21 protein-coding genes, 1 pseudogene and 1 riboswitch are annotated in these 24189 nt (G+C 39.5%); of the genes and pseudogenes, 12 read left to right on the top strand and 10 right to left on the bottom strand.

The genetic code is table 11. The annotated features are described in order from the left end of the window. Positions 1–120: 120 nt before the first annotated feature. Positions 121–588: an N-acetylneuraminate anomerase gene (gene nanQ / locus ACXVWP_RS10565; protein ID WP_128786930.1), complete on the bottom strand. Its 468-nt coding sequence runs from the start codon at positions 586–588 to the stop codon at positions 121–123. Between the two features lie 242 nt (positions 589–830). On the opposite strand from nanQ, the gene pnp reads away from it, so the two are divergent. The 5 genes from pnp to ACXVWP_RS10540 all read left to right on the top strand — a co-directional run bounded on the left by pnp (position 831) and on the right by ACXVWP_RS10540 (position 7590). Further along, positions 831–2969, top strand: coding sequence for a polyribonucleotide nucleotidyltransferase (pnp, locus tag ACXVWP_RS10560; RefSeq protein ID WP_128786929.1), 2139 nt, complete (start codon positions 831–833; stop codon positions 2967–2969). A gap of 64 nt (positions 2970–3033) precedes the next feature. Next, the gene (gene nlpI / locus ACXVWP_RS10555; RefSeq protein WP_128786928.1) at positions 3034–3975 is read left to right on the top strand and encodes a lipoprotein NlpI; all 942 of its coding nucleotides are present in this window, start codon (positions 3034–3036) and stop codon (positions 3973–3975) included. Positions 3976–4049: 74 nt separating this feature from the next. Further along, positions 4050–5900: a DEAD/DEAH box helicase gene (locus ACXVWP_RS10550; protein ID WP_297569712.1), complete on the top strand. Its 1851-nt coding sequence runs from the start codon at positions 4050–4052 to the stop codon at positions 5898–5900. Positions 5901–5995: 95 nt separating this feature from the next. Continuing rightward, on the top strand, positions 5996–7390 hold the full coding sequence (gene mltF, locus ACXVWP_RS10545) for a membrane-bound lytic murein transglycosylase MltF (RefSeq protein WP_297569710.1): 1395 nt from the start codon (positions 5996–5998) through the stop codon (positions 7388–7390). Positions 7391–7446: 56 nt separating this feature from the next. Continuing rightward, the gene (locus ACXVWP_RS10540) at positions 7447–7590 is read left to right on the top strand and encodes a hypothetical protein (protein ID WP_289901496.1); all 144 of its coding nucleotides are present in this window, start codon (positions 7447–7449) and stop codon (positions 7588–7590) included. Between the two features lie 58 nt (positions 7591–7648). Here ACXVWP_RS10540 and ACXVWP_RS10535 read toward each other — a convergent pair whose 3' ends face one another. Beyond that, positions 7649–8806: a transferrin-binding protein-like solute binding protein gene (locus ACXVWP_RS10535; protein ID WP_297569708.1), complete on the bottom strand. Its 1158-nt coding sequence runs from the start codon at positions 8804–8806 to the stop codon at positions 7649–7651. A gap of 156 nt (positions 8807–8962) precedes the next feature. On the opposite strand from ACXVWP_RS10535, the gene ACXVWP_RS10530 reads away from it, so the two are divergent. Continuing rightward, a complete protein-coding gene (locus ACXVWP_RS10530) occupies positions 8963–11263 on the top strand; it encodes a TonB-dependent hemoglobin/transferrin/lactoferrin family receptor (protein WP_297569706.1) in 2301 nt (766 codons plus the stop codon). 67 nt (positions 11264–11330) lie between these two features. On the opposite strand, the gene hpf is transcribed toward ACXVWP_RS10530, so the two are convergent. The 4 genes from hpf to ACXVWP_RS10510 all read right to left on the bottom strand — a co-directional run bounded on the left by hpf (position 11331) and on the right by ACXVWP_RS10510 (position 16539). Beyond that, positions 11331–11654: a ribosome hibernation-promoting factor, HPF/YfiA family gene (gene hpf, locus ACXVWP_RS10525; protein ID WP_128786923.1), complete on the bottom strand. Its 324-nt coding sequence runs from the start codon at positions 11652–11654 to the stop codon at positions 11331–11333. A gap of 241 nt (positions 11655–11895) precedes the next feature. Beyond that, positions 11896–13266 carry an alanine/glycine:cation symporter family protein gene (locus tag ACXVWP_RS10520; protein WP_297569703.1) on the bottom strand — a complete coding sequence of 457 codons (1371 nt, stop codon included), beginning with the start codon at positions 13264–13266 and terminating at the stop codon, positions 11896–11898. Positions 13267–13353: 87 nt separating this feature from the next. Next, positions 13354–13475, bottom strand: a riboswitch (glycine riboswitch). 303 nt (positions 13476–13778) lie between these two features. After that, positions 13779–15776, bottom strand: a complete 1998-nt coding sequence (gene tkt, locus ACXVWP_RS10515) for a transketolase (RefSeq protein ID WP_297569701.1) — start codon at positions 15774–15776, stop codon at positions 13779–13781. Between the two features lie 85 nt (positions 15777–15861). Further along, a complete protein-coding gene (locus tag ACXVWP_RS10510; protein WP_075875828.1) occupies positions 15862–16539 on the bottom strand; it encodes a YtjB family periplasmic protein in 678 nt (225 codons plus the stop codon). A gap of 68 nt (positions 16540–16607) precedes the next feature. Here ACXVWP_RS10510 and serB point away from each other — a divergent pair, with 68 nt between their 5' ends. The 3 genes from serB to ACXVWP_RS10495 all read left to right on the top strand — a co-directional run bounded on the left by serB (position 16608) and on the right by ACXVWP_RS10495 (position 18545). After that, positions 16608–17552: a phosphoserine phosphatase gene (gene serB / locus ACXVWP_RS10505; RefSeq protein ID WP_289901502.1), complete on the top strand. Its 945-nt coding sequence runs from the start codon at positions 16608–16610 to the stop codon at positions 17550–17552. 20 nt (positions 17553–17572) lie between these two features. Then, a complete protein-coding gene (locus tag ACXVWP_RS10500; protein ID WP_005695407.1) occupies positions 17573–18064 on the top strand; it encodes a YajQ family cyclic di-GMP-binding protein in 492 nt (163 codons plus the stop codon). 70 nt (positions 18065–18134) lie between these two features. Then, entirely contained in the window at positions 18135–18545 is a 411-nt protein-coding gene (locus tag ACXVWP_RS10495) for a hypothetical protein (protein WP_458473395.1), read from the top strand. A 38-nt stretch (positions 18546–18583) separates the two neighbouring features. Here the strand turns inward: ACXVWP_RS10495 and ACXVWP_RS10490 are convergent, their stop codons facing one another. Together ACXVWP_RS10490 and ACXVWP_RS10485 are read right to left on the bottom strand one after the other, a co-directional pair. Continuing rightward, on the bottom strand, positions 18584–19864 hold the full coding sequence (locus ACXVWP_RS10490) for a type II toxin-antitoxin system HipA family toxin (RefSeq protein ID WP_289901504.1): 1281 nt from the start codon (positions 19862–19864) through the stop codon (positions 18584–18586). Beyond that, the gene (locus ACXVWP_RS10485; RefSeq protein ID WP_049355840.1) at positions 19864–20142 is read right to left on the bottom strand and encodes a helix-turn-helix domain-containing protein; all 279 of its coding nucleotides are present in this window, start codon (positions 20140–20142) and stop codon (positions 19864–19866) included. Before ACXVWP_RS10485 ends, ACXVWP_RS10490 begins: the two co-directional genes overlap by 1 nt. A 248-nt stretch (positions 20143–20390) precedes the next feature. Here ACXVWP_RS10485 and ACXVWP_RS10480 point away from each other — a divergent pair. Both ACXVWP_RS10480 and ACXVWP_RS10475 read left to right on the top strand, forming a co-directional pair. Continuing rightward, positions 20391–20504 (top strand): annotated as a pseudogene (locus ACXVWP_RS10480) (transposase); the annotation flags it as partial. A 107-nt stretch (positions 20505–20611) separates the two neighbouring features. Next, positions 20612–21139 carry an IS3 family transposase gene (locus ACXVWP_RS10475; RefSeq protein ID WP_289901515.1) on the top strand — a complete coding sequence of 176 codons (528 nt, stop codon included), beginning with the start codon at positions 20612–20614 and terminating at the stop codon, positions 21137–21139. A 48-nt stretch (positions 21140–21187) separates the two neighbouring features. On the opposite strand, the gene argH is transcribed toward ACXVWP_RS10475, so the two are convergent. Beyond that, positions 21188–22561 carry an argininosuccinate lyase gene (gene argH, locus ACXVWP_RS10470; RefSeq protein WP_049355842.1) on the bottom strand — a complete coding sequence of 458 codons (1374 nt, stop codon included), beginning with the start codon at positions 22559–22561 and terminating at the stop codon, positions 21188–21190. Between the two features lie 230 nt (positions 22562–22791). Here argH and rho point away from each other — a divergent pair, with 230 nt between their 5' ends. Then, a complete protein-coding gene (rho, locus tag ACXVWP_RS10465; RefSeq protein ID WP_005695393.1) occupies positions 22792–24054 on the top strand; it encodes a transcription termination factor Rho in 1263 nt (420 codons plus the stop codon). Positions 24055–24114: 60 nt separating this feature from the next. Here the strand turns inward: rho and ACXVWP_RS10460 are convergent. After that, the coding region (locus ACXVWP_RS10460; RefSeq protein ID WP_288293967.1) for a 50S ribosomal protein L19 at positions 24115–24189 on the bottom strand (75 nt) is incomplete at its 5' end.

The following is a 24189-nucleotide window of genomic DNA, read 5'->3' as shown; positions in this document are numbered from 1 at the left end:
AAAAGGACTGAGTCCGGTACAATATCGAAAACAATCCTTTAAATAACAGTCTAACTTTTTGGGGTCAGATCAAAAATCAGCAGTCTTTAACCGCACTTTTGCTTTAATGAATCGAAATAATTAAATCAATTCTACCGGTACTTTCACCACCAGTTTTTTCACAAAACTTGATTTGCCGTTTACAGTGCAACCTGGTTTATGGGGTTCATAAGGGAAAAAGACGGCGAACATTTTTGGTAAAAGTGTTACCGTGCTTTTATCTTCAATTTGCGGGGTAAGTTGGTAATCATCTGCATCACGATATTCATCGTATAAGCTGAGGTTTGGATAAGTCGCGCTTACTTCAACATTTTCTTCACCACGAATAAGTAATTGAATATCTAGATATTTGTAGTGAAGTTCAGCTTGTTTGCTATCCGCTTCAACCGTATCAAATTCCATGACATTCATATAGACTTGCTCGCTTAAATCATGACGGCCATTTTCTAATGCTTCAAGATCTAACGTGTTGAGATGATCGCAAATGTCCGCGATAACTTTTGGTAAACCCACTTTGAAATTTGGGTTATTTAATGCACTGATAATCATAGTGTCTCCTTACGTATGTATTTGTATGAGAATATGATAACAAGTTGCTTATATTAAATAAAGTTACCAATAAATTTAAAACTCTGTATAATAAGCGAGCTTTATTTTCTGCATTAGCGTGCGGCTATCAAAAGACATTTTTAAACGACCAAAGTGCGGTCATTTTTTCGAGAGATTTCTTTTGCTAGTCGCAATCTGGAAAATAAAGCTTTGTTTTAAATATTATTTTGAAGGAAAACATTGTGAATCCAATTGTTAAACAATTTAAATACGGTCAACATACCGTTACTCTAGAAACCGGCGCGATTGCACGTCAAGCAACGGCTGCGGTCATGGCAAGCATGGACGATACCACGGTATTCGTGACTGTTGTTGCTAAAAAAGATGTGAAAGAAGGTCAAGACTTCTTCCCATTAACCGTAAACTACCAAGAGCGTACTTATGCAGCGGGTAAAATCCCTGGTGGTTTCTTCAAACGTGAAGGTCGTCCATCTGAAGGCGAAACTTTAATTGCACGTTTAATCGACCGTCCAATTCGTCCATTATTCCCAGAAGGTTTCTTCAACGAAATTCAAGTTGTAGCAACCGTGGTTTCTGTAAACCCACAAATCAGCCCTGACTTAGTGGCAATGATCGGTACTTCTGCAGCATTAACCTTATCAGGCGTGCCTTTCAATGGCCCTATCGGTGCAGCACGTGTTGGTTTCATCGACAACCAATTCGTATTAAACCCAACGATGGCTGAACAAAAACAGAGCCGTTTGGACTTAGTGGTTGCAGGTACTGACAAAGCCGTATTAATGGTTGAATCTGAAGCTGATATCTTAACTGAAGAACAAATGTTAGCAGCGGTCGTATTCGGTCATCAACAACAACAAGTTGTGGTTGAAGCGATCAAAGAATTTGCAAAAGAAGCTGGCAAACCACGTTGGGATTGGGTTGCTCCAGAGCCAAACACAGATTTAATCAATAAAGTAAAAGCGATTGCAGAAGCGCGTTTAGGCGATGCATACCGTATTACTGAAAAACAAGCACGTTACGAACAAATCGATGCGATTAAAGCGGATGTGATTGCACAAATCACAGCAGAAAATGAAGAGATCAGCGAAGGTAAAATCGTGGATATTTTCACCGCACTTGAAAGCCAAATCGTTCGTGGCCGTATCATTGCAGGTGAACCACGTATTGATGGTCGTACCGTTGATACTGTTCGTGCATTAGATATTTGTACTGGTGTATTACCACGTACTCACGGTTCTGCAATTTTCACCCGTGGTGAAACACAAGCATTAGCCGTTGCAACGTTAGGTACTGAACGTGATGCACAAATCATTGATGAATTAACAGGTGAACGTCAAGATCACTTCTTATTCCACTACAACTTCCCTCCATATTCTGTAGGTGAAACTGGTATGATCGGCTCACCAAAACGTCGTGAAATCGGTCACGGTCGTTTAGCAAAACGTGGTGTAGCAGCTGTTATGCCAAGTCTTGCGGAATTCCCGTATGTCGTGCGTGTTGTATCTGAAATCACTGAATCTAACGGTTCTTCTTCTATGGCATCTGTATGTGGTGCATCTTTAGCATTAATGGATGCGGGTGTTCCAATCAAAGCAGCGGTTGCGGGTATCGCAATGGGCTTAGTGAAAGAAGAAGAGAAATTCGTGGTGCTTTCAGATATTTTAGGTGATGAAGACCACTTAGGTGATATGGACTTTAAAGTGGCGGGTACACGTGAAGGAGTCACTGCACTTCAAATGGATATCAAAATTGAAGGTATTACCCCTGAAATTATGCAAATTGCATTAAACCAAGCAAAAGGTGCTCGTATGCACATTCTTGGCGTAATGGAACAAGCAATCCCTGCACCACGTGCAGATATTTCTGACTATGCGCCGCGTATTCACACCATGAAAATTGATCCGAAGAAAATCAAAGATGTTATCGGTAAAGGTGGTGCGACTATCCGTGCATTAACTGAAGAAACTGGTACGTCTATTGATATCGATGATGATGGTACAGTGAAAATCGCTGCAGTAGATAGCAATGCAGCGAAAAATGTAATGGCACGTATCGAAGAAATCGTTGCTGAAGTTGAAGCGGGCGCAATTTACAAAGGTAAAGTGACTCGTCTTGCTGACTTCGGTGCATTCGTTGCTATCGTAGGAAATAAAGAAGGTTTAGTTCATATTTCTCAAATCGCAGAAGAACGCGTAGAGAAAGTGAGTGATTATCTTCAAGTTGGTCAAGAAGTAACCGTTAAAGTGGTTGAAATCGATCGCCAAGGTCGTATCCGCTTAACCATGAAAGATCTTGCACCAAAACAAGAAACAGAAGCAGAATCTGCACCAGCAGAAGAGACTTCTGTAGAACAAGAATAATCTCATAGGGTGTGTGAATTCAGTTTACACGCCCGTTTTGATTATCAAACTAACTTATAAAACAATGCAGTATTTTCGGTTATTCCGTTTTCTAGTTTCGTTGTCTAGCCTAAGTATGATTTTATTTATTTCCGGTTGTGTACAATCGGGAAGCGTGTTTGTTGCACCAAATAAAGTCATGCTAGCGGATCAGAATCCGAATACTCACTTCGAACAAGAAGTGATGATTACTCGAATTGGGCAGGTTTTATTAGTTGGAAAAATGAGTAATGAAGAACGGGCGACGCTTCACTTTGAGCGCGGCGTATTGTACGATTCTCTCGGCTTATGGGGGCTCGCACGTTATGACTTTACACAAGCCCTCGCCTTACAGCCTAAAATGGCTTCTGTTTATAATTATTTAGGGCTTTACTTACTGCTTGAAGAAGATTATGACAGTGCATTAGAAACCTTTAATGCGGTGTTTGAATTGGACCCAAGTTATAATTACGCCCACCTTAATCGTGGTTTAAATTTTTATTACGTTGAACGCTATAATCTTGCTGAAGACGATTTTATGAAGTTTTATGAAGCCGATACCAAAGATCCTTATCGCGTACTCTGGCTCTATTTGAACGAACAAAAATTAAAACCACAAGAAGCCTATGCCAACCTTGTTGAACGAGCTAAAGGGCTATCTAAGGACTTCTGGGGAACAAATATCGTTCAATACTATTTAGGTAATATTTCCGTAAATGATTTGCAGGAACAGGCAACTAAATTTGCAGAAGATCCACAACAATATGCAGAAATATTAACTGAAACCTATTTTTATCTAGCAAAACAAAAACTCAATATGGGGCTAGTAGATGAGGCCGCAGCCTTATTTAAACTAGCTATGGCAAATCAAGTTTATAACTTTGTTGAGTATCGTTTTGCCGCATTTGAACTAATGAAATTAAAACCTGTTCAAATAGAAGACGAAAAAGAAGAAAGAAGTGCGATCGCAAAAACGGTTGTTTTTTAAATCTTAAACTTTCTTTTTAACAAATGAACTTGAAAGCTAAATTGAGCTTTCCTTACTTACATTCGAGTATCTTAATGACTGACAAAATCACTTTTAATGATTTAGGCTTGCCTGAATTCATTCTAAAAGCCGTTTCTGACCTTGGTTTTGAAACACCTTCTCCCATCCAACAAGCTTGTATTCCTGCTCTTTTAGAAGGCAGAGACGTGCTAGGTATGGCACAAACCGGCAGTGGTAAAACTGCCGCATTCTCTTTACCTCTTTTGGCAAAAATTGATCCTGCTGCAAAACATCCACAATTATTGGTGATGGCGCCAACCCGTGAACTTGCCATTCAAGTTGCCGATGCTTGTGAACATTTCATGAAATATGCCAAAGGCATCAACATCGTGACCGTTTACGGTGGTCAACGTTACGACATCCAATTACGTGCATTAAAACAAGGTGCGCAAGTTGTTGTGGGTACACCAGGTCGTATTTTGGATCACATCCGTCGTAACACATTAAATCTATCTGAATTAAAAGCAATCGTACTTGATGAAGCAGATGAAATGCTTCGTATGGGCTTTATTGATGATGTAGAAACCGTTATGGCTGAATTACCGGAAGAGCACCAAACTGCGCTTTTCTCTGCAACCATGCCTGAGCCAATTCGTCGTATTACAAAACGCTTCATGAACGATCCACAAGAAGTGAAGATCAAAGTAAATAATGATAACGCCCCTGATATTGAACAAAATTGTTGGTATGTTCAAGGTTTCCGTAAAAATGATGCGTTATTACGCTTCTTAGAAGTGGAAGAGTTTGATGCGGCCATCATTTTTACCCGTACTAAAACAGGCACACTTGATGTGACTGAATTGTTAGAAAAACACGGTTTCCGTGCTGCGGCATTAAACGGTGATATGACTCAGCAATTACGTGAGCAAACCTTAGATCGCTTACGTAATGGTAGCCTTGATATCGTCGTTGCAACCGATGTTGCTGCACGCGGTATCGATATTGAACGAATCAGTCTTGTGGTGAACTATGACATCCCACTTGATGCAGAGTCGTATGTTCACCGTATTGGCCGTACTGGTCGTGCAGGTCGCTCTGGTCGTGCATTGTTATTCGTTGAACCACGTGAACGCCGTTTACTTCGTAATATCGAACACTTGATGAAAAAACCAATCAATGAAGTTGAATTACCAAATCATGAAGTGTTACAAGCCTGTCGTCGCAAAAAATTCCAAGACAAGATTACCAAGCAATTGGAACATCACGATCTCGAAATGTATCGTAGCTTATTGGAAGATTTATTTACCGCGGATCAAGATCAAGAAGATATTGCCGCGGCGATGTTGATGTTGCTTCAAGGAAAACAAAAACTGATTCTTCCACCTGACCCACCAATGGATAAGCGTCGTCGTGACCGTAATGATCGCGCTGATCGTCGTGAAAACCCACGTTCAGCTGAACGTCGTGGTGAGCGTAAAGGCTATGGCACCCCACAACCGATGGATTTATATCGTATCGAAGTAGGTCGTACAGATGGTGTAGAAGTGCGTCATATCGTAGGCGCTATCGCAAATGAAGGTGATATTAACAGTCGTTATATTGGTCATATCAAACTTTATGATGATTACTCTACTGTTGAATTACCACAAGGCCTGCCGAAAGAATTACTTCAACAATTCGGTAAAACTCGCGTTTTAAACAAACAAATGCAAATGAGCTTTATGGGTGCGACACAATCAGACAGTGGACGTGGTGGTAACGATTTTGGTGGGAAAGGCCGTCGTGATGGTCGACGTAATGAGCGCGGAGAGCGTGGCCAAGATCGCTTCCGTAGTGAGCGTAATGGTGAACGTCGTCAGCGTAAATTTAACGATAAAAACGACCGCACTTTTAATGAACGAAGTCGCCGAGATCGCCAACGTTAATCCTTATTTAGCAGCCCCTTGAAGTAAAAGGGGCTTTTTTATTAGCTTAATTCTGGTTACAATCGTCTCTTATCTCAATTTATAAGGTTTATCTATTGAAAGGTTTATTTCTACGTATTATTGCTGCTTTTGCATTATTACTTTGGGCCATTGATATGGTGTTCCCTTGGCAAAAAATTATGCAGTCAGAGCAAAACCCTTATGCTGCGATCAAAAACCGCGGTAGCCTTATTATCGGTACCATTAACAATCCCATCTACTATTTTATTGGGAATGAGGGGGAATCGGGCTTAGAATACGAATTAGCTAAAAATTTTGCAGATTATTTAGGGGTTCGTTTACAAATTAAAACCTTAGAAAATAACGATCAACTTTTTAACGAATTAGAAAACAACAATATTGATATTGCTGCTGCGAATCTTTTGTTCCAGCCTCAACGTGCAGAAAAATTTCAGTTAGGGCCCTCTTATACTTCTGCCTCTTGGCAGCTTGTGTATAAAAAAGGGGAAAATCGCCCGAAAGATTTGGCTCAAGTCCAGCAAGAAATTATTATTTCTGCGGGAGAAGACTTAGAAAAATTACTATCTCAAGCACAGAAAAAACACCCTGCACTCAAATGGCAGAATAACAAGCAATTGACTCAAGAGGAATTATTGATTCAAGTGGCGGAAGGGAAAATTCCTTACACCATCGCCAATAGTATTGATGTGGCTGCGGCACAACAAATTCGCCCTAACTTAGCCATTGCATTTGACCTAACAGATGAAATGACCGTGCATTGGTATCTCTCCAATAAATCCTATAATGAGCTACAAGCAGGCTTGTTAGATTTTATGAATAATGCCATTGAAACAGGATTAATTGATCGCATTGAGGAAAAATATTTCCGTCACATTACCACCTTTGATTATGTGGATACTCAGGCTTATTTAGAGGCCGTAGAAAAAATTCTACCCCAATATCAACCGCTCTTTGAAAAATACAAAGGGAATTTAGACTGGCGATTATTAGCGGCTATAGCCTACCAAGAATCGCATTGGGATCCTTATGCGACCTCGCCTACAGGTGTACGGGGCATGATGATGCTAACCAAAGATACGGCTGCACGTATGAATATTAATAACCGTACCGATGCCGAACAAAGTATAAAGGCAGGTTCGGAATATTTACATTGGCTACTCAATCAAATGCCTGATAGTATTTCAGAAGAAGATCGAATTTGGTATTCTTTAGCCGCATACAATATGGGCTTAGGACATATTCTAGATGCTCGACGCCTAACTAAAAAGTTAGGAGGAAACCCAGATAACTGGTTAGATGTAAAAAATAATCTTCAACTATTATCAGAAAAACGTCATTATTCTAACTTAAAATATGGCTATGCTCGCGGTTATGAAGCCTACCAATATGTCGAGAATATTCGCCGTTACATGAACAGTATTGTGAATTATCATCGTGTTCAAGAAAACCAAGCGACCGCAACAGAATAAGTGCGGTCAGAAAAAATAGCGTTTTTATTGAATAGAAAGAAAACAAGGAGAAAAAAATGTTAAAAAGAAAAACTTTCTTAAAGAAAAAAACATCAAGAGATATTTCAGCCTCACGCAACTTACGTTTAAGACGACTAAAACACCGCAAAGAGCAGCAATTTCAACGTCAGGCTTTACAATTTGTAATTCAAAACATTTAAAAAAAGGCGAACAATTATATTCGCCTTGTGCTAATTATTGGTTAAAAATCATATAACATCATTCTTTAATGCCACCGAATGCTCCACGAGATTGATCTGCTTCATTAATAAATAACCCTGTCATTTCTTGGGCATCTTTACCGAAGAAACCGCCTTGCGTTTTAATACCATTCACTTCACCCGCAAAACTGTTTCCAGTGATTTTACCACCAAAGTTCATTCCTGGTACGGCATTCGGGTCTTCTTTGATATTAATATCAATAACTTTATTAGCAAAATCTGCTGTAGCAGTCATTTCACTCATCTCACTGAAAAATTTATCTCCATCTTTCTTATAAACAGCACCACCATTATACTCTACTTTGCCAGCTGTAGGGATTTGTGCTAGTGTTGTCGGATTTCCTTGTGCGAAGAAATATTGATTACCATTTAAATTATCAAAATATGTGCCAAATGCACTGGCTTTAAAATTACTATTACTTAAAATAGTTTGTCCTTCTTTACGAAGATTATATGGGTCATCTTCTAATCGCTCTCCGCTCCACGCATCTATAGCATTAGCTTCTCTGGAAATAGGAACATCTTTTACACCAAACTCATCCATGATTGCTAAATGTTCTATATCTCGAGCTTGAGAACGATTAATATTATTTTCTTTACCAGTCAATACTCCGCCAGAAATAGCATCTTCCATCTTACCACTAATTCCACCAAAGATCTTATCACTTAATGGAATACGGGCTTTTTCATCAGCTTGTAAATTTTCAAGTTTTTTTAATCTTTCCTCTGCAGCTTTTTTGGCTTCCTCTGCTGATTTTTGGGCTTCCTCTGCAGCTTTTTTGGCTTCCTCTGCTGATTTTTGGGCTTCCTCTGCAGCTTTTCTCTCGGCTTCAGCTGCTTTTATCGCAGCTTCAGTTTCTTTTTTCTCTTCTTCAGTTTGATTGCCATTGCTTTGAGCTACCTTGATTGCTACTTCTGCTTTTTTTATAGACTCATCTGCTTTTTTCACAGACTCTTCCGCTTTTTTCAAAGAGTCCTCGGCTTTTTTTGTAGCTGCTTCAGCTTTCTTATTCGCTTCTGTGATTCTTTGAGTTAATTCAGTCTCAGCTTGGCGAATCTGCTCTGAATTATCAGAACCACCTTTTGAACTTGAAGAACAAGCACTTAACGCCATAACACAGGAAAGCGCAATAATTGAAAGTTTAATTTTGTTCATAAAAAGATCCTTATTATCTTATTTTTTAGATTAAATGATGACTGCGCATAATTTACAAAAAATGAAAATAATTTTCAATATCATTGATAGATTTCTTTATCTTTTGTAAACTTCGCTCCGGATTCTACTAAATTAGATAAAATTTCAGGTAAAAATATGACTCATAAATTTCCCCTTTCTTTAGGTGCATTCTATGTAGCCTTCACTTTACAAGCTTACGCAGAAGAACAAACAACATTAGATACAATTACTGTTAATGCTAATGCCTCTGAAGTCAAAGCAAATCAAATAAAAAAAACGCGCAAAGCCATCCAAGAAGAACTTGTTTCTGATAATTATGACTTAGTACGCTATGCCACTAATGTCGGTATTAGCGATAATGGTCGTCGTAATAAAGGTTTTGCAATGCGTGGCGTTGAAGGAAATCGAGTGGGTATTAGTATTGATGGGATTAATTTGCCTGAATCAGAAGAAAATTCACTATACGCACGTTACGGTAATTTTAATAGCTCACGTCTAAGCATCGATCCAGAATTAGTACAAGGTATTGATATTATGCGAGGAGCAGATTCATTCAATTCAGGTAGTGGAGCAATAGGCGGTTCAGTAAACTACCGCACTTTAGGTGCTGATGATATTATTCTGCCAAATAAAAAATGGGGTGTATTACTTAAAAACGGTTACGCAAGTAAAAATAGCGAATGGACACACACTTTAGGCGTTGCTTATAAAGATGATAAATTTGATGCAACTTTGCTCTATTCCTATCGCAATGGGCATGAAATGAAGAGCAGAGGGAAGGGACAAGATATTTTAGGCAATGCTCGTGGTATTCCTGATCCATCCCATCATAAAAATCATAGTTACTTAGCTAAAGTTGGCTATTTTATTACTCAGACACAACGTATAAGTGCATCATTTAACGCTCAAAAAGCAAATAATTTTGTTGATGAAAAGTCTTACCAGCTTGCTGGACTCTGGCGTGAATCAAATGACATAAGTAAACGCTATAATGCCAATATTGCCTACGAATATTTTCCAGAAAACAGCCGTTGGTTAAGCTACCTAAAAACTGAGTTAGATTTTCAAAAAACAAATATTGGTTCAGAAAACTATAAAGGCGGATATCGCTATAATGCTGATTTTAGTGCATACACAGGAAAAGATTTAATTGAAATCCAGGACACGAGTATGAATAACCGTTTTATGCGAGCCTCTCTACGAGCAGATTTCATGCCATGGGAAAGTCGCTTCGGTAGTCATCAATTTACGCTAAGAACGGGTATTTCACAAAAAGATTTTGATAATCGTAATGATCATGAATATCCAAATGTAGGTGCCAATGGTAGTAGTGCTAAAGATAGTGAATCTATTCAGCATCCAGTCAGAACCCGTTCATTTTTTGCTCAATTACAAGACCATGTCATGTGGAATGATATTTTTTCTAGTCAATTAGGTATTCGTTATGACTGGGATGAATTAGTACCGCAAGATTTAAAAGCCTTTTGCCGAGCTTGTAGCCGTAAACCCGCATCAAATACCTTTCAAAGTTTAAGTGGCTCGTTTGGATTAGATGCTCAACTTAATGATATTTGGAAAATAGGTTATAACATTTCTACAGGTTTCCGTATACCAACCGCTTCAGAAATGTACTTCTCTTTTGAACATCCTGCTGGTAACTGGAGACCAAACCCTGATTTAAAAGCTGAGCAAGCATTAAATCAATCTATCTATATCCAGGCAGAACATCAATTAGGTACATTTGGGCTGAATGTTTATCATATCCGCTATAAAAATTTCTTAACGGAGCAAGAATCAACTTACAAAAAACGTAACCCGTATTACAATGCGTATAGTGCAAGTTATGGTCAACAAGCTTATTACACAACAATTGCGCAACAAGCTATAAACATTGATCGAGCGCGTATCTCTGGTATTGAATTCACGAGTAAAGTTAATTTAGATCAGATTGTTTCTGTAATTCCACAAGGTTGGAAATTTACAGCAAATCTCGGTTATGCAAAAGGGAAACTAAGCGGTATTGAGGCTAGCCTACTTTCTATTCAGCCAATTAAAGTGATTTTAGGTATCGGCTATGAAGATCCAAATGACCTTTGGGGAATCAATGCGAAAGCTAGTTACCTTGGTGCAAAGAAAGCTAAAGATGCCCAAATAGTACAATACTCAACTAACTTTGTTAGAGAAGTAAAAACTTACCCTTATCTTAATCATTCGGCAGTATTATTTGATTTGTATGGTTTCTATAAAATCAATCAAAATATTACACTCCGAGCAGGACTTTATAACTTATTTAATCGCAAATATCACACCTGGGATACCCTACGCGGCATTAACAAAATAAGTACGACTGATTCAGTTGATAAAGAAGGAAAAGGTTTAGAGCGTTTTTATGCCCCTGGACGTAATTTTGCGGCATCTGTTGAAATTCGTTTTTAACTCATTATTTCCGTAATAAAAAGGACGAACATCATGTTCGCCCTTTTCGTTATTTACTCACTCTTCTCTATTTTTCAAAAGAATCTTTCAAACGTTCTTCTGCTCGACGAGATTCGCCTTTATGTTGAAGTTTATTTAATTGACGCTCCAATTTCTCTTCTACGTCATTAATAGCTTTATACATATCATCAGCGGTTGCAGTCGCAAGCAAATTACCTAACGGAGTTCCAATTGAAGCCTCTACAGAAAAGCCGTTTGGCACTTTACTTAAAACAAAGTGTGGGCTAATCAGTTGAGTGTGCCATTTCTCTAATTTTGCAAGTCTTCCCTCCACATGTTCACGAATTGCAGGGGTGATTTCCATTTGTTTACTTGTGATATTGAGTGTCATAGCATTTACCTCTTTTGCTTAAATGAACCCTTCGGTTCCGTTCATCTTTAATAATAACATATCGACCTTGCACTGTTTTTTCAAGTGCTTTTAGTCAAATAAAAAAACAAATGTTCAAAAATATGATCGGGATCTAATTTCTGTAAAAATATGATTTTCTTTCTGTGTAAACTTGTTATGATGTAAAGCTGTAAACAACAAAGGGAAGCGTTCAGCTTCCCTTGTCTTTTTACAACATGAATTAGGCTAATTCATCTTGATCATGTTGTGTTGCTTTTAAACGTTCAAAGTAATCTTTGGTTTCTGAAATAATTTCTTTACGCAAACCAATTAATGCTATCAAGTTCGGGAAAGCCATTAAACCATTCACGATATCCGCTAAAATCCAGATTAAATCTAAGGTGAGGAATGAACCCGCCCCGACTAAAACAATAAACACGAAACGATAAAATTTAATACCACGAATACCGACTAAGTAAAGAAAGCAACGCTCACCATAGTAACACCAGCCTAAAATTGTGGTGAAAGCAAAGAATAATAATCCAACCGTCACAATGGTTGCACCGATTGATGTACCTAAACCTTGAGCAAAAGCATAGTTAGTCACACTTGCACCCGAAAGTTCTGGATTACTCCATGCCCCCGTAATAACAAGCACTAATCCCGTCATCGTACATACGATGATGGTATCTAAAAATGTCCCTGTCATGGAAATTAAACCTTGGCGAACAGACTCTTTGGTTTGCGCCGCTGCTGCCGCAATAGGCGCACTCCCTAAACCGGATTCGTTTGAGAAAATACCGCGTGCAACACCCGATTGAATGGCTTTCATTACTGTAAAGCCAACTGCGCCACCTAAAGCTGCTTGAGGATTAAACGCACTGTGAATAATTAATGCGATCGCGGCAGGCAGTTTGTCGTAATTAACGATTAAGATAATAATTGAGGTCGCTACATAGCCAATTGCCATAAAAGGCACAATCACTGAAGAAGCTGTCGCAATACGTTTTACACCACCGAGAATAATCATCGCGACCAATACGGTCACCACTGTTGCAGTAATAATAACGGGTACATTGAATGTGTCTTGCATCGCATGCGTAATTGCATTTATTTGAGGGAAGGTACCAATACCGAAAAAGGCCACCAATACCCCAAAAAGTGCAAATAATTTGGCTAACCATTTAATTCCAAGGCCACGTTCGATGTAATACATTGGTCCACCCGCCATAAAACCGTATTTATCACGTACACGATATTTCACGGCAAGTAAACATTCAGCGTATTTAGTTGCCATGCCTAATAATGCAACTAGCCACATCCAAAAAATCGCACCAGGTCCACCCGCTTGTACTGCGGTCGCTACACCCACGATATTCCCTGTTCCGATGGTCGCCGCTAATGCCGTACAAAGTGCGGCAAAAGAAGAGACATCCCCCTTGCCTTTATTCGCACCACGAGCAAATAAATAGCCCAATGCACGAGGCAAATAACGAATTTGTAAGAAACCTAAACGAAGGGTGAGATAAAGTCCGGTTCCGGACAAAAGAATAAGTAGGGGCGATCCCCATATAAAGCTGCTAATAGCCGATAAGATTGTCTGTAATGACATTGATGATTCCTCGTCGTTTAAAATACAAATAAACTCGACAAGGAGACAAGAAGAATCCCGATAGAAATATTTTGATAATACCGATTGTCTTTTGCCCCTGTCCTTTTGCCTGAGCGTTTGGAAAACAATCAAAAAATCGACCGCTCTTTTGCGCCTTCGGCGTCCATTTACATCAATAAAATGCAATGGATCTCTCCAAGGGTTCGTCCAGTAACAGTCCCTGCAACCTTGCGATTGCGCCTGAAAGATTTTACCTCGTCGGCGTAGGGGCAATTCCCTACTCTCCAGCTACCTTCTTCCGAACTCACTTTTTACGTTTTATTTTTATCGCAAAAAGTGCTGCAAATTTTAACAAACTTAAAAAGCTAACTCAATGGATTAACGAAAAAAGGCTTAGATAACAGGGTGAAAGCCGATAAAAACAAAGTGCGGTAAAAAATTTTCTTGTTTTTTGACCGCACTTTCTTAAAAAAGAAAGGCAGGTCATTACCTGCCTTTATCTATTTTAATTATTATAAAATCTCTTTTGCTTTTGCCACCACGTTATCCACGGTGAAACCAAAGAGTTTGAATAATTGATCTGCGGGTGCTGATTCGCCGAAGCTATTCATGCCTACTACGCGACCATCAAAGCCTACGTATTTATACCAGAAGTCTGCAATACCCGCTTCAATCGCAACACGTTTGGTTACAGCAGCAGGTAATACACTTTCACGGTACGCCACATCTTGTTTATCGAAACGGTTAGTGCTTGGCATAGAAACAACACGTACTTTTTTACCTTCGGCAGCCAATACATCTGCTGCTTTCACTGCTAACTCCACTTCTGAACCTGTCGCAATGAAGATTAACTCTGGTGTGCCATCACAGTCTTTTAACACATAAGCACCACGTTTAACTGCATCTAATTGTGCAGAAGTGCGGTCCATTTGGGCTAAGTTTTGACGGGTAAAGATCAATGCACTTGGGCCATCTTGACGTTCAACCGCTTGTTGCCATGCGATAGCTGATTCCACTTGGTCACATGGACGCCATGTTTCAAGATTTGGAATTAAGCGTAATGAGGTAGTTTGCTCAACCGGTTGGTGAGTTGGACCATCTTCGCCTAAACCAATCGAGTCGTGTGTATAAACAAAGAGTGAACGTTGTTTCATTAATGCCGCCATACGCACCGCATTGTGAGCATATTCGTAGAACATTAAGAAGGTTGCGCCGTAAGGAATGAAACCACCGTGTAATGCAATACCATTCATGATTGCTGACATACCGAACTCACGCACACCATAGTTAAGGTAGTTACCGCCTACGTTTTCGTGTGCACGAATTGGTTTTGAACCACTCCATAACGTTAAGTTAGAGCTTGCTAAGTCTGCAGAGCCACCTAAGAATTCAGGTAACACGTGTGCATAAGCTTCAATAGCATTTTGTGATGCTTTACGGCTTGCAATGCTTGCAGGATTTGCTTGTAATTTTTCAATGAACGCTTTAGATTCAGCCGCCCAATTCGCTGGTAATTCACCGTTTACACGACGTGTGAATTCTGCAGCCAGTTCTGGATATGCTTTTTCATAAGCGGCAAATTTTTCTTCCCAAGATTTTTCTGCTACTGCGCCTTTTTCTTTCGCAGACCATTCTGCATAGTACTCAGCTGGAATTTCAAATGGACCATACTCCCAGCCAAGTGCTTTACGGGTTAATGCGATTTCTTCATCACCTAATGGTGCGCCGTGGGAATCATGAGAACCTGATTTATTTGGTGAACCAAAGCCGATGATGGTTTTACAAATAATTAACGTTGGTTTTTCTTTTTCTGCTTGAGCAAGAATGGTTGCGGCACGAATTTGTTCTGCATCGTGACCATCTACATTACGAATTACTTGCCAGCCATAAGCTTCAAAACGAGCTGCGGTATCATCGCTGAACCAGCCATCAACATGACCATCAATCGAAATGTTGTTGTCATCGTAGAATGCGATTAATTTACCTAAGCCTAATGTGCCTGCTAAAGAGCAAGCTTCATGGGAAATCCCTTCCATTAAACAGCCATCGCCTAAGAACACATAAGTGTGGTGATCGACAATTTCATGGCCTTCACGGTTAAATTGGCCTGCTAAGGTTTTCTCAGCAATCGCCATACCCACTGCATTAGTGATACCTTGGCCTAACGGACCCGTTGTAGTTTCCACACCTGGTGCATAACCATATTCTGGATGGCCTGGGGTTTTAGAATGTAATTGACGGAATTGTTTTAAATCTTCGATAGAAAGATCGTAGCCTGTTAAATGTAATAAGCTATAAATCAACATTGAACCGTGGCCGTTAGAAAGCACAAAACGGTCGCGATCAGCCCATTTAGGATTGTTTGGGTTATGTTTTAAGAAATCACGCCATAATACTTCAGCGATATCCGCCATTCCCATTGGTGCACCTGGGTGGCCTGATTTTGCTTTTTGTACTGCATCCATTGATAGCGCACGAATTGCGTTGGCGAGTTGTCTACGAGTTGCCATTTTTTTCTCCTATCTAAATAATTCCGAGTATTCTACCCTATTTACTGATTGACTTGAGCAATATCTGCAATTTTATTTACCTTGATCAAATTCTACGACGACGTTGATGAAAACGCTGGCTACTCGATTTACCTTGTAAATTAACTACCGTTTTAGTTTCCACTGGTTTTCGATATGTTCGACGATAATGACTTAAAAAATAATGAATGGAACTGGCGAATAAAGCGCCTAATAAAAAGACCACCACAATTTCACCATATAAACGATGGAAGACTTGATTAATTTTGCTCTGCGTCGTTTGAGCATATTGCGCGTCAAATGTCACCCGCAAAAAGCCACGAACGGCATTATTGGAAGCAGAGTAAATGGGCTCAACAATTTGTTGTGTTGAAAATTCACCTTCATTTTTATGTTCTAGACCAAGTTGCTCACGAAGATTGCCGGTATTGGTACTTTGTGCTAATTCCTTGCCGTTATAATCATAAATGGTCGCATCGAGCACAAAGTTTTCTTTGACTAAATTATCTAGATTTTCGACAAGTTGATCGGATTTCGCATTATTAGTTAATAGAACCGAAAATAAATTTGCCTGCTGACGAACCAAAATATGCGACAAATTTGCCACTTGATTCACACTTGAAAGCTGAGAACCAATCTTAAATTGTTTCACACCAAACAAAATCACGGCCATGGCACCGATACAAAGCAGCACGATGAGCCCAAACATCAGTGATTTTTGAAGTTTTTCTTTAATTAATTGCACGTTGTTTTTCCATTTTTTCGCCAAGATCGGCTAGAATAGATAAGTATTCACAATTTACAGGATTTTCTATGCAAATTCAAAACCTTGCAAGCATTACCCAAAAATATCCCCAATTCCCCACCGCACTTTCGTCTGATTTGCCTCATTCCGATGAAACACATGCCTTTATTTTATACGGCACAACGCTGAATTTAGCCAAATTACTCGAATTCCAACAAAAGTGCGGTCAATCTTTCCTGTGTTTTGATGCATGGAACGTTGAAAAAAATACCATTGTCCTTTTAAAAGGCGAATGGCTAACTGATTTTATTGTCCACGCTCATGACCTGCAATTAGACATCGCTAAACTGGATTTTGATGCAAAATTATCAGAAAAAGGTTTATTGGTGATGGATATGGATTCTACTGCCATTCAAATTGAATGTATCGATGAAATTGCCAAACTGGCTGGCACAGGTGAATTAGTTTCTGCCATTACTGAAAGTGCCATGCGTGGTGAGCTAGACTTTGAACAAAGTTTGCGTCGTCGTGTGGGTACGCTTAAAGGCGCGCCAGAAAGTATTTTGCAACAAGTACGTAAAAAATTACCATTAATGCCTGGCTTAATTGAAACCATTAAGACATTACAACAACATGGTTGGAAAACCGCTATCGCTTCTGGTGGCTTTACCTATTTCGCCGATCACTTAAAAAGTTTATTAAACCTTGACTTTGCGGCGTCTAATCAATTTGAAATTATTGATGGCGCGCTGACTGGCAATGTAAAAGGTAGCGTGGTCGATGCACAATACAAAGCGAATACCTTGCAAAAACTCGCTGAAGAATACAGTATTCCACGCAAAAACACCCTTGCTATTGGTGATGGTGCCAATGATTTGGCGATGATGAATGTTGCCGGATTAGGCGTGGCATTCCATGCCAAACCGAAGGTGCAACAACAAGCACAAATTGTGGTAAACTTTGCTGACTTAACCGCACTTTTATGTCTTTTAAGTGCAAATGATCGAATTTAATTCATTTTGGGAGAAAATTTATGCCATCTTTTGACATCGTATCTGAAATTACTATGCACGAAGTGCGTAATGCGGTTGAAAATGCAAACCGCGTATTAAGTACACGTTATGATTTCCGTGGCGTGGAAGCTGTGATTGAATTAAATGAAAAAAGCGAAACCGTGAAAGTGACGACCGAATCTGATTTCCAATTAGAGCAATTAATTGAAATCTTAATTGGTGCGTTTGTAAAACGTGGCATTGAGCATAGCTCATTGGATATTCCAACAGAAAGTGAACACCACGGTAAACTTTACACCAAAGAAATTAAATTAAAACAAGGGATTGAAACGGAGATGGCGAAAAAAATCACTAAATTAGTGAAAGATTCAAAAATCAAAGTTCAAACTCAAATTCAAGGTGAACAAGTACGCGTAACTGGTAAATCTCGTGACGATTTACAAGCTGTTATTCAATTAGTGAAAGGCGCTGAATTAGGCCAACCATTCCAATTTAATAACTTCCGAGATTAATTTAATGAAAAAATATCTGTGGGTATTTTGGGCTGTAGTTCCAGCATATTCGCTCGCAAATGAGAATGCCATGAATCTCGGTGAGAGCGTCATTGATGTTGTAAAATGTGAAGGCACCAAAGGGGAAAAACTTTGGGTCGCGCTGAATAATCTTAAAACATTCACTTACATGAAAAATGATGTGAATGTGGCTCATCAAACGATAGATAATGCTTACTTACAAGCTTATGCCACAGAAAAGACTCTTTTTCTTCCACCAACAAAAAATAATCAGTTGTGGACGATAATAAAAGAGAGCGCAGCAGATAAGACGGGCATCAATCAAGTTACTATCGATTTGCGTAATGCGAAAGGTAAGCTAATTTCTCATGCTGCTTGCAAACGAAATGACGAGACTTTGTCATTATTAATGGAATCAAGTTTCGATATAAAAGAGCCTACCGATAAAATCCTTGAATTAATGGATCCACTTCCACAATAAAATCAAAGAGCGGTGCAAAATGATCTGCACCGCTCTTTCTAACTTATCTTTTTCATCTTGGATTCCAATCCCATTGAAATTGGCTCAACAATTTCTTCAGGTAATCCATGGGTATTTATTTCACTTACTTTTGGATATCGAACACTGATCTCATGCAAAATTTCCTCTACCACTTCCTTTGCCAAGCCTGCGAGTTTAGCGGTGTTGAAAATATGTCGGAGTTGTATTTTATCCCATAAATAATGTTTATTTTCGCCCTGCCACGCCATTGCCATTTTGATTTTTTGCTTTTGTAGTCCGTTGTGTTTGATTAGCGGATAGGCAGAGATCACATCATAAAAAGGCGTTAGACGATAGCGATTCTCTTGTTCTAAAAATAGACTGAAATTTTTGCCATGTCCGTCAATAGCGCAAAGCAGCCAGAAAATAATTTGTGCTTTAAAAAATTGCTTGCGATCTGCTTGAGCATTAGATGAGCCATTGAGGAGCGACATAATTTGAAGAATGCTTGGCCCACCGTCATTTTCATATTTTCGCGCAGGGGCAATGTTGAGTGCTTGGCACATATCTTCCTGTGGTAAACGAATTAGCCAACTCCTATTTTCAGACCAACGGCGATCAAAGCGCTCCACAATCAACACTTTCATTTCACCGAAATACTGAATTTGACTTCGAGGAACAGGCAAACCGAAGGCTTTCATAATATTCAAGCAAAGCCATTCATTTTCACAGCTGCCGGAAAGATCAAGTTGCCCTTGTGCAACCATACCAATCGGGAGCTTAAAAATATGACTGGTCGCGGTGGAATGTAAAGGGCGCTGCCATTGATTCTGATAATAAAGAAGCGCTGTTTTTTCCTGAGCGCCGGCTAAAGAAATTCGGAAATCCTCGCTTTCTTCCATGCCGAGAGGAAAAGTGCGGTAGTTTTTCAGCACGTTTTCCACCTCTTTGTCATTGAGTGGTTCTGCATAAATTTGACGTACCGAGCGGTTCTCGCCCTGATAAAGTTGAATTGCGCCGATACAATCCTGTCCAATCGCCGAAAGTAAATCAAATGGGGATTTCGTTGAGGTTTGGAAACGTTGTTGAATGCGTGAACGGATCTGCTCGTTGTCAGGGAGAAGATTATCGAAGAAATTATAAACAGAATCGCCTCGATAAGTTTTGTAAGATAAGGGCAATGACAATGAAATAGGGCGTGAACGCACAGATTCAAGCCATTTTTTAGCATACTGAAATTCAGTTGCACCGCTAGTGAGTTTTCGCCATTCGCCTACCAATAAGCCATTCATGGCAACATTTAGAATAGTATTGCTCATCACCACGCCTCATCATCATCGTATGTTGTAGTTGGTTCTTTGATTGAACGGATGATATCAGATGACTTTTTGCGTGGTTGCACAACAAGTTCTAGTTCTAATCCTGCCAGAATTTTAAATAACGTTTCTAATTTTGTACGCTCTGGTTCATTTTCAAACGCTGAAATTCTAGCTTGGGTAGTCCCAGCAAGTTTTGCTACATCAGTTTGTGACAGGTCTCTTTGATAACGAAATTCCCGAATTACATGAGAAAGCATTTTTGCGGTGGTAATAACCATTACTACTCCTTATACCCTACGGTATACAATTTCAATTTATACGCCATAGAGTATAAATATCATTTTATATCTTGTAAAGTATAATTTTTAATTTATATTCTATAAGATATAAAATGCAAAAAACGAAATATTAATCTGGATTAGATAAAATCCAGAGCAGTAATTAAAGTAATTGAAGTATTGTTGTTTTAAAACAAATAAAGTGAACTGCACCCCAAAGTCTGGACACCTATTTTGAGGTGCAGATTATGTCCTACTCTTATCAATTTCGTTTGAAAATTATCAAACTCGTCACCGAACAGGATTATGGTATCCGTGAGGTGGCTAAACTTCATAACATTCCCCATTCTGCCGTCATCTATTAGCTAATGGGTTTTCATTTGAATCATAAAACGGTGTTAAAGCTGATGAACGAGTTAGGTATTCATTCCATTTTACGCAAAAAAAGACATGGAAAACGTGGAAAAACATCGCATATTGCCAGAATTTGCTGAATCGTGATTTTACCGCAACGGCACTCAATCAAAAATGGGTAACGGATGTAACGGAATTTCATGTTGGTCAAGAAACGCTTTATTTTTCACCGTTGATGGACTTGGCTAACCGAGAAATTATTGCCTATAACTTTGCGACACGCCCGAAGTTTTCATTGGTAAAAAAGAGGTTAGAACAAGGGCTTAGTCGGCTTAAACCGACAGAATGCCCGATTATTCATAGCGACCAAGGTGTATTGTATGGCACGGCGGAATGGGAGAATATGTTGGAAGGTAAAGCGGTGCAAAGTATGAGTCGCCGAGGAAATTGTCACGATAATGCGGTGATTGAAAGTTTTTTTGTGATACTAAAATCAGCGTGTTTTTACTCTCGGATTTATCATTCAATCGCTGAATTACAGGCTGAAATTGAAGAATATTTAGTGTATTACAACCAAAAACGAATTAAACTTGGTTTCAAAGGATTGAGCCCAGTGCAATACCGAGCTCAATATTTAAGTTAACTAACCTGTCCAACTTTTGGGGGGCATATCACTTTTTATTTACGCTAATTAAGCTAATCTCGCTTTTGCTTCTGCAATGGCCTCCGCTACTCGAAGTGGTGAAACCCCACCTTTCGCACAACGTTTATCTAAACAAGATTGTAGCGAAAGAATGCCATAGACATCATTCCCTACCACATCACTGAATTGACGGAATTCAGGAATGGTTAAGTCTTCCAAGGCTTTTCCTTTTTCAATGGCATAAACCACGGTTTCACCGACAATATGATGAGAATCACGGAATGGCACACCTTTTGCCACAAGGTAATCCGCTAGCTCTGTTGCATTTGAGTAACCTTTTAAGGCAGCTTCGCGTGTACGGTCGGTATTCACTTTCAATTCATCTAATACAAAAGTCGCCATATCTACGCAATCTTGCCAGGTATCTAACGCATCAAAGATCCCTTCTTTGTCTTCTTGCATATCTTTGTTATACGCTAACGGTAAACCTTTTAAGGTCATCAACATACCGGTTAATGCACCCATTACACGGCCCGCTTTACCACGAATCAATTCACAAGCATCAGGATTTTTCTTTTGCGGCATTAAAGATGAGCCTGAAGTCACACGATCTGACAACTCCACAAAATTCGCTTCACCACTGTTGAAAATGATCATATCTTCTGCGAAACGAGAAAGGTGCGCCATACTTAAAGAAGCCGTTGAAAGCAATTCCACAATATGATCACGATCAGAGACGCTATCCAAACTATTACGCGTCGCAAAAGCAAAACCAAGATCGGTGGCTAATTGTTCACGATCGACTGCATAGGCTGTTCCTGCAAGTGCACCACTGCCTAATGGACAGCTATTCATTCGTTTATAAGCATCGGCGAGACGTGAATAATCACGCTCGAACATTTCCACATAAGCCATACACCAATGGGCAAAAGTGATTGGTTGTGCACGTTGTAAATGGGTATAACCCGGCATCACCGCATCTTGCGTATTTTCTGCCGTTTGTACCAAGTGACGTTGAAGATGACGAACAGACTCTTGCAACTCGACTACACGCTGTTTACACCACAGTTTAATATCAAGTGCAACTTGGTCATTACGGCTACGACCTGTGTGTAATTTTTTGCCTAAATTACCCACTTTATCGATGAGCTTACTTTCTACCCAGCTATGAATATCTTCTGCATCATCTTGTAAAATTGCTTGTGGGTTTGACCGCACTTCGATTAATAATTCATTTAAAGCAACCTCTAGCTGTTGTTGCTCTTCAGCACTTAATACACCAACATTCACTAAAGCTTTAGACCAACCAATTGAGCCTTCAATATCTTGCTCTGCCAAGCGATAATCAAAACGCAGGCTATCATTAAAATCTTTAAAACGTTTATCTGCCGCTTGTGTAAAACGACCACCCCAGAGAGCCATAAGTTATCCTTATCTCGATTATAAAAATGATTAATTATTCAATTATTACGCATAATTAATCAATATGCAATAATAATCTCTATATCGTCCGCTATTTTACCCTGTTTTTTCTAACAAAAACTAGACAGTACTGCATTTTAGTGGTAATTTACGCAGCATTCTTAAGGGCATTGCCCACCATTCAAATAATTCAGTATTATCAACTCTTATTAATTCCAACATTATTAATTATGCATCTTACAGAACTTAAAAACACGCCTGTTTCTGATCTTGTGAAACTTGGCGAAGAACAAATGGGTTTGGAAAATCTTGCCCGTTTACGTAAACAAGATATTGTTTTTGCTATTTTGAAACAGCACGCCAAGAGCGGTGAAGACATTTTTGGCGGCGGCGTATTGGAGATTTTACCCGATGGTTTCGGTTTCTTACGCTCCGCAGACAGTTCCTACCTTGCTGGTCCTGATGACATCTACGTTTCTCCAAGTCAAATTCGTCGCTTCAATCTTCAAACTGGTGATAAAATCGAAGGCAAAATCCGTCCACCAAAAGAGGGAGAACGCTATTTTGCACTTTTAAAAGTCGACCAAGTCAACGATGACAAACCTGAAGTCTCTCGTAGCAAAATTCTTTTCGAAAACTTAACCCCATTACACGCAAATTCTCGTTTAAGAATGGAACGTGGTAATGGCTCAACCGAAGATTTAACCGCACGTATTTTAGATTTAGCCTCTCCGATTGGTAAAGGTCAACGTGGTCTTATCGTGGCTCCGCCAAAAGCGGGGAAAACCATGTTGCTACAAAATATTGCACAAAGTATCACGCACAACTACCCAGAATGTGAACTTATTGTGCTTTTAATCGATGAGCGCCCAGAAGAAGTAACTGAAATGCAACGCTCGGTAAAAGGTGAAGTCATTGCCTCAACCTTTGATGAACCAGCGGCTCGTCACGTTCAAGTGGCAGAAATGGTTATCGAGAAAGCAAAACGTTCTGTTGAGCACAAAAAAGATGTGGTGATTCTACTCGACTCTATCACGCGTTTAGCGCGTGCTTACAACACTGTTACGCCAGCATCCGGTAAAATTCTTTCCGGTGGTGTGGACGCAAATGCTTTGCATCGTCCAAAACGTTTCTTTGGTGCGGCGCGTAACGTCGAAGAAGGCGGTAGTTTAACCATTATTGCAACTGCACTTGTGGATACCGGTTCAAAAATGGATGAGGTTATCTTTGAAGAATTTAAAGGTACTGGTAACATGGAATTACATCTTTCTCGCAAAATTGCAGAAAAACGTGTATTCCCTGCGATTGACTTCAACCGTTCTGGTACGCGTAAAGAAGATTTACTTACCACACCAGATGAATTACAAAAAATGTGGATTCTGCGCAAAATCCTTAACCCAATGGGTGAAGTGGAAGCGATGGAATTCCTTATCGACAAACTTATGGTGGCGAAAACCAACGATGAGTTTTTTGAAATCATGAAGCGGTCTTAATTCTGACCGCTCTTGAAAACAAAAAAGGCTTGGAAAACCAAGCCTTTTTTATTTTGCGAATTATTCGCCCAAACGCTCTTTAATACGAGCAGATTTACCTGAACGTTCACGTAAGTAGTAAAGTTTAGCTTTACG

It is taken from the genome of Haemophilus sp. SZY H56 (assembly GCF_054332415.1).
The sequence above is the reverse complement of the archived record's forward strand: the minus strand, read 5'-3'. Positions and strand labels throughout refer to the sequence as shown.

Coding starts and splice junctions, on each gene's coding strand:
- nanQ (WP_128786930.1), bottom strand. CDS start 588: ATGATTATCAGTGCATTAAATAACCCAAATTTCAAAGTGGGTTTACCA.
- nlpI (WP_128786928.1), top strand. CDS start 3,034: ATGCAGTATTTTCGGTTATTCCGTTTTCTAGTTTCGTTGTCTAGCCTA.
- tkt (WP_297569701.1), bottom strand. CDS start 15,776: ATGGCAACTCGTAGACAACTCGCCAACGCAATTCGTGCGCTATCAATG.
- serB (WP_289901502.1), top strand. CDS start 16,608: ATGCAAATTCAAAACCTTGCAAGCATTACCCAAAAATATCCCCAATTC.
- ACXVWP_RS10520 (WP_297569703.1), bottom strand. CDS start 13,266: ATGTCATTACAGACAATCTTATCGGCTATTAGCAGCTTTATATGGGGA.
- ACXVWP_RS10535 (WP_297569708.1), bottom strand. CDS start 8,806: ATGAACAAAATTAAACTTTCAATTATTGCGCTTTCCTGTGTTATGGCG.
- ACXVWP_RS10500 (WP_005695407.1), top strand. CDS start 17,573: ATGCCATCTTTTGACATCGTATCTGAAATTACTATGCACGAAGTGCGT.
- ACXVWP_RS10490 (WP_289901504.1), bottom strand. CDS start 19,864: ATGAGCAATACTATTCTAAATGTTGCCATGAATGGCTTATTGGTAGGC.
- ACXVWP_RS10495 (WP_458473395.1), top strand. CDS start 18,135: ATGAATCTCGGTGAGAGCGTCATTGATGTTGTAAAATGTGAAGGCACC.
- hpf (WP_128786923.1), bottom strand. CDS start 11,654: ATGACACTCAATATCACAAGTAAACAAATGGAAATCACCCCTGCAATT.
- ACXVWP_RS10540 (WP_289901496.1), top strand. CDS start 7,447: ATGTTAAAAAGAAAAACTTTCTTAAAGAAAAAAACATCAAGAGATATT.
- ACXVWP_RS10485 (WP_049355840.1), bottom strand. CDS start 20,142: ATGGTTATTACCACCGCAAAAATGCTTTCTCATGTAATTCGGGAATTT.
- ACXVWP_RS10530 (WP_297569706.1), top strand. CDS start 8,963: ATGACTCATAAATTTCCCCTTTCTTTAGGTGCATTCTATGTAGCCTTC.
- argH (WP_049355842.1), bottom strand. CDS start 22,561: ATGGCTCTCTGGGGTGGTCGTTTTACACAAGCGGCAGATAAACGTTTT.
- rho (WP_005695393.1), top strand. CDS start 22,792: ATGCATCTTACAGAACTTAAAAACACGCCTGTTTCTGATCTTGTGAAA.
- ACXVWP_RS10550 (WP_297569712.1), top strand. CDS start 4,050: ATGACTGACAAAATCACTTTTAATGATTTAGGCTTGCCTGAATTCATT.